8 protein-coding genes and 2 pseudogenes are annotated in these 15,108 nt (G+C 62.9%); all 10 read left to right on the top strand.

All coding sequences use genetic code 11. The features are described from left to right. Positions 1-338 (top strand): HAMP domain-containing protein (locus tag ABIA42_RS00005; RefSeq protein ID WP_370157106.1); only part of this gene is annotated, 338 nt, incomplete at its 5' end. Further along, positions 322-1,188: a PAS-domain containing protein gene (locus ABIA42_RS00010; RefSeq protein ID WP_011084426.1), complete on the top strand. Its 867-nt coding sequence runs from the start codon at positions 322-324 to the stop codon at positions 1,186-1,188. The genes ABIA42_RS00005 and ABIA42_RS00010, both read left to right, overlap by 17 nt. 1,070 nt (positions 1,189-2,258) lie before the next feature. Continuing rightward, positions 2,259-3,221 (top strand): annotated as a pseudogene (locus tag ABIA42_RS00015) (ArdC family protein). 105 nt (positions 3,222-3,326) lie between these two features. After that, a pseudogene (locus ABIA42_RS00020) lies at positions 3,327-5,441 on the top strand (ParB/RepB/Spo0J family partition protein). Positions 5,442-5,625: 184 nt separating this feature from the next. Then, positions 5,626-9,942: a strawberry notch-like NTP hydrolase domain-containing protein gene (locus ABIA42_RS00025; RefSeq protein WP_370115825.1), complete on the top strand. Its 4,317-nt coding sequence runs from the start codon at positions 5,626-5,628 to the stop codon at positions 9,940-9,942. Next, complete coding sequence (locus ABIA42_RS00030) at positions 9,942-11,003, top strand: toprim domain-containing protein (protein ID WP_038936984.1); 1,062 nt, start codon at positions 9,942-9,944, stop codon at positions 11,001-11,003. The genes ABIA42_RS00025 and ABIA42_RS00030 overlap by 1 nt, the downstream gene beginning before the upstream one ends. 330 nt (positions 11,004-11,333) lie before the next feature. Beyond that, positions 11,334-12,251 carry a DUF2493 domain-containing protein gene (locus tag ABIA42_RS00035; protein WP_370115823.1) on the top strand — a complete coding sequence of 306 codons (918 nt, stop codon included), beginning with the start codon at positions 11,334-11,336 and terminating at the stop codon, positions 12,249-12,251. A gap of 37 nt (positions 12,252-12,288) precedes the next feature. Then, positions 12,289-13,418 (top strand): IS3-like element ISRj2 family transposase gene (locus ABIA42_RS00040; protein ID WP_109866565.1). Its coding sequence is split into 2 segments (ribosomal slippage): positions 12,289-12,541 and positions 12,541-13,418, totalling 1,131 coding nucleotides; the frame shifts between segments, so codons are not numbered across the junction. 248 nt (positions 13,419-13,666) lie between these two features. Then, entirely contained in the window at positions 13,667-14,245 is a 579-nt protein-coding gene (locus ABIA42_RS00045; protein WP_244464103.1) for a hypothetical protein, read from the top strand. Positions 14,246-14,788: 543 nt separating this feature from the next. After that, the gene (locus ABIA42_RS00050; RefSeq protein WP_041957482.1) at positions 14,789-15,106 is read left to right on the top strand and encodes a DUF736 domain-containing protein; all 318 of its coding nucleotides are present in this window, start codon (positions 14,789-14,791) and stop codon (positions 15,104-15,106) included. The last annotated feature ends 2 nt before the right edge of the window (positions 15,107-15,108 follow it).

The following is a 15,108-nucleotide window of genomic DNA, read 5'->3' on the forward strand; positions in this document are numbered from 1 at the left end:
GTGAATGGGACGATAACCAGGCCAATCGCACCGTGCGCAGCAAGCTCAATGCTGACCTCGAGGCACTGCAGCGATCCTACGATAAGCGAGCCCGCGAAGCCGACCAGCTTGCTGACGAGAACCGCTATGCGGCCTGGTACCTGTTCATGCTTGGACTCGCGGCGCTGGTCCTTGCCGCGATCAACGTCCTCGTCATGCGCGACTCCGTGGTCGGGCGGCTCTCCGATATCGCGCAAGCAACCGACCGGATCGCCGCAGGAGACATCAAGAGCGAGGTGCCGCATCTGATGCGGCACGACGAGATCGGGCATCTGGCCCAACATGCAGCACTTCCGTGATGCCATGCAAAAGATTCTAGAGCTGGAGCAGCTCGAGTTCAACACGGCGCAGCAACGCGACGCCGCTATAACCCAGCGCGACCAGTTCAACGACAAGTACCAGGCCAAGAAGTGGCAGTTATCGGCGGCGATCAACAGCATGCCGCAAGGCCTCATCATGCTTGACGGCAGGGCCAATGTCGTCGCGATGAACAATAACTATCGGCGGATCTACAATCTGCCAGAGACGATCAGGGCTGGCTCTACGCTGGAGAAAATCCTGCAGCATCGTATCAAGAGCGGGCTCTTCAGCGACGACATCGCGAAACATCTCGCGGCGATTGTCGATCGAATCGCCCGGCGCGAGCCGACCGCCTATGAGATCGCGCTAAATGACGGCCGCACCATCAATATCTACGAGCGTCCGATGGATGGCGGCGGGTGGGTGTCCGTGCATGAGGACGTCACCGACCTGCGACATGGCCAGCGGATGTTGGAGAGGACTGAGCGTCTGCTGGCCACCATTGTCGAGAACGTTCACGAAGGCATCATCGCCAAGGACGCGCGCACCTTGCGTTACCTCTTCGTCAACAAGGCGGCGGAGAAGATGATCGGCATGTCGCGGGCCGAAATCGTCGGCAGGACCGCGCGCGAATTGTTCTCCCCGGAGGCGGCCGACTTGATCGAACGGCGCGACCGGCAGTTGCTTGCCCAGAAGCAACAGTTCGAACCCATTGTCGATACTATCGACAGCCCCGTTCGCGGACGGCGTGTGATCTGTGCGCGACGGCTGCAGATTGGCGGCGCCGGAGAGCAGCCGCACACCTTCGTGACTATGGTCGAGATGGGAGCGGATCGCGAACGTCAATAGGGCGATCACACGTCGCCCCTCCTGAGTCGACCGCGCCGGAACTGGACTCGCGGGTACAGTGGGATGCTGCTACCCCGAGGAGGTATCCGGCGAAAAACGCCGGCATTGTATGCATCTGCGCAGGATTTTGTCTCTCCAGCGCTGCTCATTGCATCATTCGAGATCAAAACCTGGCTACAGTCGCCGATTAATCGGGCGACGCAACGCGATCGAGCGTATCGCTTCGCCACGAGGGCGCACAAAGAGCCGAGCTCGTGCGCCCGGTGCCCGAAAATGCAGCCACATTTAGCAGAAACGGTGCCGCTCTTTACGTGCGGGCACGATGTTGCCGCACGAGCGTCCGCCAAAGGAGGCGAAAATGCAGAATAGCTCTCATAGCTCCGAAAACCGAGGGTGCTGTGCGGTGTGTGGTGGAAGGTTCGGGCTGATCCGCCATTACTGGTGGCGAACGGCCCTTTGCTCCAGGAAATGCGTCGATCGCTTCAACGCCCGGCGGGAGGCAGACCAGAAGTGGCTGCGCCGGCTGTTGGCGGCTCCTGCAGAATGCGAGACAAGCCCGAACGGAGCGCATTGCGTGCCATGCACACAGCAACCAGTTGCTTAACTGCAGGAAGCTGCGGTGGACTTCCGAAATGAACGACTAAAGTCCATCAGCGATGCGAGAGTTGCAGGGGCTCCGGCTCATGCCTGCGTTTCTTCGGATAAACGATGCAGCCCTGCATTGTGTGGTTGAGCTGACCGAGCATCTCGCGCTAGGCTTTGGAGCTCCTCGCCGGGGGCACTCGGGAAAGGGGCTCGCCTGCGGCGATCGCTATCACTGCCCCGTTCCCGGGTGCCGCTATTGAACCGGTCTCGTCGCCGCACTCGGTCTCGCGTGCCGCCTTCGGCGTCGCTATGCTCACGCTCCTGCGGGTGCCATCTCTCGAAGGCGATGCGCCCCTGGCGCACGCCTGATCAGGCCTGCAGCCTGGCAGATTGCGAAGAGTCTGAGAGTAAGAGTGCAGGCTGGGTTTTCGTGACGGGTTAGAAGCTGCGAGAGAGGCTCGCGGCGCCCGTCGCGGAGAACCGCGATGTCAAATCCTACTGTTCGCGCGCGCGCCGGCCAGGACCGGGCGAACCTCTATAACGAAATTACCGACAAGATCATTGTCGAGCTTGAGGCCGGACGCGTCCCCTGGGTTCAGCCGTGGGGTACGGCCGCGGCGAAAGCGCCGTTGGCCATCCCGAAAAATGCTTCGACCGATCGGTCCTACAGCGGGATCAACGTCCTTCTGCTCTGGGGAAGCACGATCGAGCATGGTTACAGCGGTCAAAGCTGGCTCACGTTTCGGCAGGCGCTGTCGCTTGGAGGCTATGTGCGCAAGGGGGAGCGTGGCACCGCGGTGGTCTACGCCGACCGTTTCGTGCCGCGCGATGAGAAACAGCGCGCCGCCGAGACCGGCGACGAAGCGCAGGCCATTCCATTTCTCAAGCGATTTACCGTTTTCAACACGGACCAATGCGACGGACTCCCCGGCGAGATCGCGACCGCGGCTCCGCCACCGCCGCCAGGTCTGATCGAGCCTACCGTGGAAACTTTGATCAGGGCCACCGGGATCACATTTCGGATTGGTGGCGATCGCGCATTCTACGCGCCGGCCGAAGACTTCGTGCAGGTCCCGCCGCCGCAGGCCTATTTCGAGCCGATCAATTGGCACCGCACCGCGCTGCATGAACTCGGCCACGCGACCGGACATCGCTCGCGCCTCAACCGCGATCTTAGCGGATCCTATGGCACCAAGAAATATGCCTTCGAAGAACTGGTCGCCGAGTTGAGCTCCGCGTTCAGCTGCGCGTCGCTCGGGATCGTCCCGACCGTGCGCCATGCCGACTATATTGGCTCCTGGCTCGAAGTCCTGCGCGAAGACAATCGGGCTATCGTGCGTGCCGCCTGACAGGCGAGCAAGGCCGCGGACTATTTGCTCGGCTTCATTCCCGAGCCCATTGAGCACGCGTCGCTGGATTCGGCTGTTGCCGATCACGAGACGGCTTGATGCTTGGCCTCCTGTCGCCGCGCAAGAGTGAGAGGAGGGGGCGCTATTCGCGACGGGTTGGAAGCCGAGAGAGAGTCTCACGGCCGCCCGTCGTGGAGAGCCAAAATGACGAAAGCCGTACAAAAGATCACGCTGTCGCCTTCAAGGGACATCCCCTTCAACAAGCTCGTGCTCAGCCAATCGAACGTTCGCCGCGTCAAGGCCGGCGTTTCGATCGAGCAGCTAGCCGAGAGCATCGCGCAGCGTACGCTTCTGCAAAGTCTAAGTGTCCGGGCCGTCGTTGATCCTGATGGCAACGAGACCGGCATGTTCGAGGTACCAGCGGGAGGCAGGCGCTATCGCGCTCTCGAGCTCCTGGTGAAACAAAAGCGGATGTCGAGGACGCAGGCGGTGCCGTGCGTCGTTCGCGAAGGGGGCCTTGCCGAGGACGATTCGATGGCGGAGAACGATGAGCGGGTCGGCCTGCATCCGCTTGATCAGTTTCGGGCCTTCCAGACGCTCCGCGATCTCGGCATGAGCGAGGAAGACATTGCCGCGCGCCATTTCGTGAACCCTGCGATCGTCAAGCAGCGCCTGCGCCTGGCGTCGGTCTCGCCGAAGTTGCATGACGTCTATGCCGAAGACGGCATGACGCTCGAGCAGCTCATGGCGTTCTCAGTTACTGCGGATCACGCCCGCCAGGAGCAAGTCTGGGAGAACCTCAGCCGTTCCGGTTATGACGAGCCATACCAGATCCGCCGCATGCTCACCGAGAACACAGTGCGCGGGTCCGATCGCCGGGCGCAATTCGTGGGCCTCGACGCCTATCAGCAGGCGGGTGGCGGCGTTCTGCGGGATCTGTTCGAGCACGACGACGGCGGTTGGCTTCAGGATATCGTGTTGCTCGACCGCCTCGTGATCGAAAACTCAAAGCCGAAGCTGAGACGATTGCTGCCGAGGGCTGGAAGTGGATCTCAGTCGCCGTAGAGTTCTCCTACGGTCACACACAAGGCCTCCGGAAAATCGAAGGAAAATCTGTCGATCTCTCGCCTGGGGAGCGGGCCACCATCGATGCCCTGAACACCGAGCAAGCCAAGCTTGAAACCGAATACCAGGATGCCGACGAATTGCCCGAAGAAGTCGATCAGCGCCTCGGCGAAATCGAGTCGGCGCTGGCGGCGTTCGAGAACCGGCCGATGCTTTACGATCCGGCGGAGATCGCCCGGGCTGGTGTCTTCATCAGCATCGATTCCGAAGGACGGCTCTGCGTGTATCGTGGTTACGTCCGGCCTGAGGACGAAGTGCCGGCAACCGATCCTGATATCGCGCAGGCCGCCGATCCGTCGTCGAACGAAGGGAAGGAGCCCAGCACTTCAGTCCAGCGCACGGTCATCGCAGTCGCGGGTAGTGCGCCTGATGCCGAAGAAGAAGATGACGACGCGGCCAGGCCTCTGCCGGATCGGTTGATCACCGAGCTGACGGCGCATCGCACGTTGGCATTGCGCGACGCGCTGGCAGAAAATCCTGCGATCGCGTTCCAGCGGTGCTGCACAACTTCGTGCTGACGGCCTTTTACCGGTTCGCGTCATCCGGAAGCTGTCTAGAGATCGGCCTTCGCACGCCGAACTTTCCTGCCCAAGCTCCGGGGCTGAGGGAAAGCGCCTCCGCCAAGGCTGTCGAGGCGCGGCACGAGGCCTGGAAGGCGCGGTTGCCGAAGAGGGAGAACGATCTTTGGGATGCGCTAACGGCTCTCGATGGTGGTGCACAAGCATCGCTGTTCGCCCACTGTGCATCTTTTGCGGTCAATGCCGTCTATGAGCCGGCCAATCGCTACAATCAGGCTCGCGTCTCAGCACACGGCGTCCGCACGCGTCTCGACCGCGCTGATGTGCTGGCGCGGGCGGTCGGGCTAGACATGGTGCAGGCAGGGTGGAAGCCCTCCGTCGACAACTATCTCGGCCGGGTCACCAAGCCGCGCATTCTGGAGGCCGTACGGGAGGCTAAGGGCGAGTCGTCGGCTCAACTGATCGACCATCTTAAGAAGGCCGACATGGCCAAGGAGGCCGAGCGCCTTCTGGATGGCTCAGGCTGGTTGCCGGAGCCGCTGCGTCTCGTCGATCCCGATGCAGCGCCAGTGGGGCAGGAGGGCGAAGCGGGCCGGCTGCCCGAATTCCTCGCCGACGATGAGGATCAGGAAAACGCCAGCGACGATGATCCGCACAGCTCGACGCGGCTGAATGAAATTAAGGAGCGGGATGGCACGGCCGTCCCGCAGTAGCGCGGGGGACCGGCGTGCGGCGCCGGTCCCTATTTTTATGCCCGAGGTCTGAGAGGGAGAGCGGGCCGGGAAGGGTTTGAGCCGTCCAGGTCAGAGGAGAGCGCCTGGCGGTTCGACCCCTTCCTGCTCTCCGAAAGAATTCCTGCCATGACCGAATCTCTCGTCGGCGGCGCTGCCGCCGCGCCGCTTTCGTTGCGCGCCGCTGCAACTTTCACCTCCGCCGCCGTCAGGGCAGCGCGACAGCTCCTGACCGAGTTCGAACGCGGTAGGGGCATCGATGCCGCTGTTCTGCGTAGCGCCATGGAGGCTGCGTTCGGCGCCTCCGACGCGGCCGGCGCCTGGAACTGGAAGACCGCCTATGACGTCTGCGAGGCGGCAACCGTTCTGTTCCTTCGTAAGTTCGGACCGGCCATACGGGCCAGGGCTGGCTCGACGGCCGCCATGCTGCCGATGCTGGCGAAAGTCGCGAACCGTCTGCCGACCCACACGCGGCGTTCCGAGGACAGTCAGGCGCTTCAGCAATTCTCGACGCCGATCCCGCTTGGGCTGATTGCATGCACCGCAGCCGCCATTACATCCGCCGATCGCGTTCTGGAGCCGTCTGCCGGGACCGGTTTGCTCGCCATCTTTGCCGAGCTCGCCGGCGGCGACTTGGTGTTGAACGAGTTGGCCGAGAGCCGGGCGGGATTGCTCGAGCATCTATTCGCGGATGTTAACGTCACGCGGTTCGATGCTGCTCAGATCGATGACCACCTCGACGCGAGCGTTGTGCCGAGCGTCGTTCTGATGAACCCGCCGTTCTCCGCGGTGGCGAATGTCGATCGACGAATGGCGGACGCCGCCTTCCGGCACATCGCTTCGGCGCTCGCGCGTCTTCGCGATGGCGGACGCCTCGTCGCCATCGCTGGCGCGGGCCTTGCGCCGGATAACCCGGCGTGGCTAGAGGCCTTTGTTCGCCTCCAGGAGCGCGGACGGGTCGTGTTTTCTGCCGCGATCGACGGCGCCGTCTACGCCAAGCACGGCACTCAGACGGACACGAGGCTGCTCGTCATCGACAAGTTACCCGCTGCCGATCCGAAGGCATTTCCCACCTCGCAAGGCATGGCCGGCGATGTCCCCGCCTTGCTCGAGTGGGTCACCCAGCATGCGCCCCCGAGGTTGCCCGTCACTGCGCCGGTCGTAGCCGACGTCATTAGGCGCCCTGCAATCTCCCGATCGGCCGGCGCCATTGCACCCAGCCCCTCATCCACTTCGGGGAGCGCGCCAGAAGGTGTGGAGCTTGCGTACAAGATCGTCGAATGGTCGCCGCCGGAAAGCGCCCGCCTCACCGATGCGCTCTATGAGGAGTTCGGATTGCAGTCGATCCGTATTCCCGGATCGTGTGCACATCCGACCAAGCTCGTGCAGTCGGCGGCGATGGCGTCCGTTGCGCCGCCGAAGCCGTCTTACCGTCCGCACCTGCATTCGACCCTGGTGCCAGATGGGGTTCTGTCAGACGCACAGATCGAGAGCATCATCTATGCCGGCGAGGCGCATTCCGAGTTTCTCGCGGGCTCCTGGACGGTCGATGCGACCTTTGATGTTGTGGCCGCCGCGCGCGACGACGCAGAGACTGCCGTCCGCTTTCGCCGCGGCTGGTTCTTGGGCGATGGCACCGGTGCGGGCAAGGGACGGCAGGTCGCTGGGATCCTGCTCGACAATTGGCTCAAGGGCCGCCGCCGGGCCGTCTGGATTAGCAAATCCGACAAGCTGATCGAAGATGCCCAGCGCGACTGGTCCGCACTCGGCATGGAGCGACTGCTCGTCACGCCCCTGTCTCGGTTTCGCCAGGGCACGCCGATTCGGCTTTCGGAAGGCATACTTTTTGCCACCTATGCCACGCTACGCACCGACGAGCGTGGCGAGAAGCTTTCGCGTGTCAGGCAGATCGTTGAATGGTTGGGCTCCGACTTCGACGGAGTGATCGTATTCGACGAGAGCCATGCCATGCAGAATGCGGTCGGGGGCGAGGGCGAGCGCGGCGACCAGGCGGCCTCTCAGCAGGGGCGCGCAGGCCTGAGGCTCCAGCACGCTTTGCCCAATGCTCGCGTGGTCTATGTGTCGGCGACGGGCGCCACCACCGTCCACAACCTCGCTTATGCCCAACGCCTCGGCCTTTGGGGCGGTGCCGACTTTCCATTCGCCACACGTGCCGAATTCGTCGAGGCAATCGAGCAGGGTGGGGTCGCGGCGATGGAGGTGCTGGCGCGCGACCTCAAGGCGCTCGGACTCTACGCCGCCCGCTCATTGTCCTATGAGGGCGTCGAGTACGAGCTCGTTGAACACCAGCTTACGCCGGAGCAGGTTCGCATCTACGACGCCTATGCAGATGCGTTCAGCATCATCCATAACAACCTCGACGCGGCGATGCGGGCCGCCAACATCACCGGCGAAACCGGAACGCTGAACGGGCAGGCGAAGTCCGCGGCCCGGTCCGCCTTCGAGAGCGCCAAACAGCGCTTCTTCGGTCATCTGCTGACCTCGATGAAGACGCCGTCGCTCATCCGATCGATCGACCGCGATCTCGACGCCGGCCATGCCGCTGTCATCCAGATTGTTTCAACGGCCGAAGCGCTGATGGAGCGCCGGCTCGCCGAGATCCCGACCGAAGATTGGGGCGACGTCCAGGTCGACATCACCCCGCGCGAGTATGTGCTCGACTATCTCGCCCATTCCTTCCCGGTCCAGCTCTACGAGCCGTTCACCGACTCTGAGGGCAACCTCGGCTCTCGGCCTGTCTATCGCGATGGCCAGCCGGTTGAGAGCCGGGAAGCCGTAGCACGACGCGGCCGCCTCATCGAGAAACTCGCCTCGCTGCCTCCGGTACCTGGCGCGCTGGATCAGATCGTGCAGCGCTTCGGCACCGACATGGTCGCCGAAGTGACCGGCCGCTCGCGCCGTATCATTCGTAAGGGCGACCGGTTGGTGGTCGAAAACCGCGCCGGTTCGGCCAATCTCGCTGAAACCTCGGCCTTCATGGACGACGTCAACCGCATCCTCGTGTTCTCCGACGCGGGAGGCACCGGGAGGAGTTACCATGCCGAGTTGTCGGCGCGGAATCGCCGCTTGCGGGTCCACTATCTGCTCGAGCCCGGCTGGAAGGCGGATGCTGCGATACAGGGGCTCGGCCGGACAAACCGGACCAATCAGGCGCAACCGCCGCTGTTTCGTCCCATCGCGACCGACGTGAAGGCCGAAAAGCGTTTCCTCAGCACCATCGCCCGCCGGCTCGACACATTGGGAGCCATCACGCGCGGCCAGCGCCAGACCGGAGGGCAAGGGCTGTTCCGGCCCGAGGACAATCTCGAAAGCCAGTACGGGCGTGACGCATTGCGTCAACTCTACACGTTGCTAGCGCGAGGCAAGGTCGACGGATGTTCGCTTGAGAAGTTCGAGGCTGCGACCGGCCTGAAGCTGACGGATGCCAATGGGCTCAGGGATGACCTGCCGCCGATCACGACCTTTCTGAACAGGTTGTTAGCGCTCACCATCGACCTGCAGAATATCCTGTTCACTGCCTTCGAGCAGCTCTTGACCGCCCGGATCGAGGGCGCTGTTGCGTCCGGCACCTATGACCTCGGGCTGGAAACGCTCCGTGCCGAAAGCTTTGTCGTCAGCGGCCGGAGGATGATCTATGTCCATCCGCGCACAGGCGCCGAGACGCGGCTGCTCACCATTGTCCAGCGCCAGCGTAACCATCCTGTTGGTTTGGACAACGCCCTTGCCCGCCTTTCCAATCATGCTGTCCTGCTGATCAACGAGCGCTCGGGCCGGGCCGCCGTGCAGGTTCCGGCCCCGAGCATCATGCTCGAGGATGGCGAGATCGAGCGCCGCGTCCGCCTGATCCGGCCTATGGAGCAGCACCAGGTCCCCTTGAACATGATGGCGGAGAGCCATTGGGTTGAAGCGGATCGCGAACGTTTTGCCGCGGCCTGGCTGGCGGAGCTTGCCGAGGTACCTGAGTTCACGGAAAGCACGATCCACGTCGTGGCCGGCTTGCTGTTACCCATCTGGAAACGATTGCCGAACGAATCGACCCGCGTCTATCGGCTCCAGACCGATGCGGGCGAACGCATCATCGGCCGCAAGGTTTCAGCCGCGTGGGTCGCAAACGTCGTCTCGGAGGACGCGCCCACGGTAACGCCGGATGCTGCCTTTGCTGCGGTGATGGAGGGACGTACCGTCCTCGACCTCGCAGAGGGGCTCCAGCTTGGCCGCGTCCGTGTCATGGGCGCGAATCGCATCGAGCTGTGGGGATTCGACGACACGATGCGCGATCGCCTCCGCGCTTACGGCCTCTTTGGTGAAATCATATCCTGGAAGCTGCGGATGTTCGTGCCCACGGACGCAAGCGGCGTCGGGATCCTGACAAAGGTGCTCGACACCTACCCGGTCGCGCGCGTCAGTGAGCGGGAGGCCGCGTGATGTCCCCCGCGCCTTCCGAACTGGCACGCCGCCTCGCGCGCGAGGCCGAGGCAGTGTGCCGATACTATCTATCCAATGGCAAGCGGGCGGGGCGGTACTGGGTGGTCGGCGACGTCCACAACACGCCCGGCCGCTCGATGTTCGTGCGGCTCCAGGAATCACCTAAGGGCCCCGCCGGCAAGTGGACCGACGCTGCGACCGGCGAGCATGGTGACCTTCTCGACATCATCCGCGAATGCCGGGGGTTGCGAGACTTCAGCGAGGTCGCCGAGGAAGCGAGGCGGTTTCTGAAGCTTCCTCGTCCTGATCCGCAGCCGGTCTCGAACCTCGGTCGTTCGATGGCGCCGGCTGGGTCGCAGGAAGCCGCCCGCCGGCTCTTTGCGATATCCAGCCCGATCGAGGGGACGGTAGTCGAAAAATATTTGCAGCGTCGCGGAATTGCTGTTGCCCACCATGGTGGCAGCCTGCGCTTCCACCCTCGTTGCTACTGTCGGCCGGATGAGCATTCGCCGACCGAAACCTGGCCGGCGATGATCGCCCGCGTCACGAACCTTGAGGGGCGGATCACCGGGGCGCACCGAACCTGGCTCGATCCAGACGGCTTTGATCGCATTCGTCTCGGCAAGGCTCCCATCGACACGCCACGACGGGCCATGGGCGACCTCCTTGGCAACGCCGTTCGCTTCGGCGCGGTGGACGACGTGCTCGCCGCCGGTGAGGGGATCGAGACCATGCTTTCATTGCGCTGTGTGCTGCCGACTATGCCTATGGCAGCGGCGCTCTCGGCCAATCACCTCTCAGCCATGATGCTACCGTCTGGTCTGCGTCGGCTCTATATCGCACGTGACGCCGATGCCGCCGGAGATGCCGTGCAGGCTACGCTCACCCAGCGAGCGGAAGCCGCCGGCGTTGAAGCGATTGCGTTGTCGCCGCGGCTGGGCGATTTCAACGAAGATCTTCACGTTTTCGGCCTTGAGGCCCTGCAGGCGGTCTTACATCTTCAACTCGTCCCAGAGGACGTCGTCCGCTTCCTGCACTGCTCGAACGTGCCCGCACGATAGCCCTGGTACTTCGATCAGTCCCACTAGGCCGGCTGCTGCGAATCCAGTCCGGAAAAGAGGACGCGACCACGGCCCTTCTAGAGGGCGATCGGACGGCAAGCGAACCGGGCCGGCAATGGCTGCGCCCGGCTATTTTCCGCCGCGCCCGCGATGAGAGACACAATATACATGTGGAGCTGCGCGCTTTGCATCGCGAAGCAAAATAGCCGGCCTTCGCCATCCTCCGCTGTCGCTCCGGCCCTTTCGGGTTCTGGCCCGTTCCGCCTGCCGTCTGAGTGATCGCCACGAAGGCCGCGATGGGCGCGGCCGTTCCGGCAAAGGATCCCAGACATGACCGACCATCACGACAGCGAACCGCAATCCACTGCATCTCCGATCAATCACTTTCTCACTGAACTCCAGCTTTTCGGCTATCGCCCCTTCGACGATGAGCCCGATCCGCGGCCGCTTCCCGAGGGCAAGCTCATCACCGGCGCCGTGGCCGACATCTTCGATGCCCTCGTTGCGACCTTGAGCGACACGCGACTCGAGCCGGACCTTGGCGATCTCCTCTGGTCGACCGTCAATCTGTTCCATCGTGCAGTAGACCGCATTGGGCGCCAACTCGATGACAACGAACAGGCGCAGCAGAAGAGCTCGCGCGAGCAGAACGGCTCGGAGGTCCGATCGGTCGAACTCGAGCGCCTCGTGGCGGAAGGCATCACCCTGATCGAACGGCGCCATTGCCTTGAGCTCTTCCGCGATCAGGCGATCGAGCGTTTCGAGATACATACGGGCTCATCCTGGCGACCCCGATCGGGATCCCTGGTGAACCATCGCACCCTCACCGCAGCCATGATCGACTCCCGCGACTTCATTGCAGCCAAGCGTCGCGCAGAAACCGAGGTCATGTTACCACCCGGACCAAAAATCGTACTCACCGGCGGGCTTGACTTCAATGATCACCATCTGATCTGGGATCGCCTCGACAAGGTCTGCGCCAAGCATCCCGACATGGTCCTGCTTCATGGCGGCTCGCCGAAAGGCGCCGAACTGATCGCTTCGAAATGGGCGACCAATCGCAAGGTGCCTCAGATCGCCTTCAAGCCCGACTGGACCAAGCACGCCAAGGCGGCACCGTTCAAGCGTAACGATGCCATGCTGGAGCTCCTCCCGATCGGGGTGATGCACTTTCCGGGCACGGGTATCCAGGACAATAGAGCTGGCCCCGCAAATTCGGACAGTAGCTTGAGTGGATTTTCTGCCTGACAGCGGCGAGGATTCTTGCTGCGAATCAGGAGCGAAGATGACGAAGAAGAGCCGCCGGACGCATTCTCCGGCATTCAAGGCGAAGGTTGCTTTGGCTGCGGTCAAAGGAGACAAGACACTGGCGGAGCTGGCGCAACTGTTTGATGTTCATCCGAACCAGATCACGATCTGGAAAAACCAGCTCCTGGAAGGCGCCGCCGGCGTGTTTGGGCATGACAAGACATCGGCCGAGACGCCGGTCGATTTGAAGGCGTTGCATGCCAAGATCGGCGAGCTGGCGTTGGAAAACGATTTTTTGTCCGGCGCGCTCACCAAGGCGGGCCTGCTGAGCGCAAAGCGATGATCGACCGCGGTCATGATCTTTCTATCGTGCGCCAGGCGAAGGTCCTGAAGCTGGCTCGCAGCACGGTCTACTATGAACCTCGGCCAGTTTCGGCCGAGGACCTTGCCTTGATGCGTCGGCTCGATGAGCTGCATCTCGATTATCCCTTCGCGGGAGCGCGTATGCTGCGATCGTTGCTGCGGCGGGAGGGGGTATACGCCGGTCGCCGCCACATCGCGACGCTGATGAAGCGCATGGGGATCGAGGCGGTCTATCGTCGCCCGAACACGAGCAAGCCGGCTCCGGGTCACAAGATCTACCCGTACCTGTTGCGCGGATTGAAGATCGAGCGGCCCGACCATGCGTGGGCAATGGACATCACCTACATTCCGATGCGGCGTGGCTTCGTCTATCTCGCGGCGGTCGTCGATGTGTTCAGCCGACGGGTCCTGGCCCATCGCGTCTCGATCACAATGGAGGCGGCCTTCTGCGTCGAAGCGGTCCAGGAGGCGTTGGCGAAGCACGGCAGGCCCGCGATTTTCAACACGGACCAGGGCAGCCAGTTCACCAGCCTCGAGTTCACCGATGTGCTGCTGGACGCGAAGATCGCCATCAGCATGGATGGCAAGGGCGCCTGGCGCGACAACGTGTTTGTCGAGCGGCTCTGGCGCACGGTCAAATACGAAGAAGTTTATCTCCGCGCCTACGACAGCGTGTCCGAGGCGCGAGCGTCAATTGCCAAGTATCTGGCCTTCTACAATCAGGGACGCCCTCACTCGAGCCTTGACGGGCGCACGCCCGACGAGGCTTACTTCGGCACGCAAGCTATGGTGATGGCCGCATGACCGTCGCCGACGATTTTGTCGTCGCTCTGGTCGGGCTACGCCCTCCCGACGCAACGACAAAATCGTAAAGCCCCGCGTTCAGCATAACCCGGCAGGAATCCACTTAAATCCAGCGGGGCGCTGTCCAAACAACCGGGGCCAGCTCTAATCTCGCCGACAAAGCAAAGCGCTTCGGCATTCCCGTCTGGAAGTTCGGCGGCGCGTGAGCGCCGTCCTGATGACGCCCGAACCACGAAACGGAGTTGTGCGTGCCGCAACTCCGCCTTGTTTGCGTCCAACGATTCGTGTGCGCCGCGGTGGTGGTGGAAGGCGCAACCCATAAACCTATGGAGGGAGCCACCACCATGCTCGCGCTTGGGCTTGTTCTCAATACGCTTGGCATCGGCTTGTTCTGCTGGGCGATCTTTGCGCTGGCGGTCCATGCTTTGCCGTTTTTCATCGCGTTGAATGTCGGGATGATCACATTCCAAGGCGGTGCCGGCCTCCTTGGCGCGCTTCTTGTGGGGACCGGAAGCGGAGCGCTCATGCTTGTGGTTGGCCAGTTCACCCTTGCCGCCGGCCGATCTCTGATACTGCGTATCCTCATCGCGACGGCATTCTCTATCCCAGCCGCGGTCGCCGGCTATCAGGTAGCGCTCGCACTGTCTCATATCGGCGTGCCATCGCCAGCCTGGCGTCAGGTCTTTGCCTGCATGGGCGCAGTTTGCACGTGCTGCACGGCGTGGGCCCGCTTGATGGCATTGGCGGAAACCTGCCCGCTCGAGCCGAATGGGCAAGCTGCCAAGCTGTCGCAACCAGCGCCTGCAACGGCCGGGCACAAACGATAGCCGGTTATGCCCTTCATCACCGGTTGGGCTCGCATAGATCGGCCCGCTGACAGGGCGATCGCCGGGCTTGTGCGAGACGTAGTTGCCGCACGTCGCGGGCGTCGTCAACCGGCCATGCGGATCATCGGGCATGTTGCGGCGGCGGACGGCTCCTTTATCAGTTGCTTGGAGACGAAACCGCCCCTTGCAGCAGATTGCTTCTCTTTGCACGCCCAATCATTGGGACCTCTTGTTCAGGAGAACCGGGATACGCAACGTCATCTCTGCATTGCGGTTCAGCACGCGGACTCACGTGGCCTCGTTGATGGCTCGGTCTGGCCGAGACCGGCTTCGCCTCGATCGTCTGAGCCGCAACGCCCTGGATTGAGACTTTCTTCCCCTGGGCTTGCGCCCATTCCTCGCGAGACAAGAAAGTCTCAACCAAGGCGTCCTCCGCTGCGCTACGGCCCTCAAAGCGAGGGTGCGTCGCCGATCGTCCCCGGCCTTCAGGTCGCCATCGAGGCCGCGGTGGTCGCGGGCTCGAAACACAACAGGAGAAGTGACATGGCTAACATCGGTTCTTTCAAGAAGGTCGGCAACGATTTCCAGGGCGAGATTATCACCCTGAGCTTGCAGGCCAAGGGCGTCCGCATCGTCACCGACGCCAACCGCTCAAACGACAATGCGCCGAGCCACCGCGTCTATGTGGGCCGAGCCGAGATTGGGGCAGCCTGGTCGAAGCGCTCCGAGGAAGGCCGCGACTACCTTTCGCTCAAGCTCGACGATCCCTCCTTCAACGCGCCGATCTACGCGAACCTGTTCGATGACGAAGGCGGCGAAGGCTACACGCTGCTCTGGTCCCGGCCTCGCAAGAGTGAGTGAGA

It is taken from the genome of Bradyrhizobium sp. USDA 327 (assembly GCF_041262065.1).
GTDB classification, from domain to species: Bacteria; Pseudomonadota; Alphaproteobacteria; order Rhizobiales; family Xanthobacteraceae; genus Bradyrhizobium; species Bradyrhizobium liaoningense.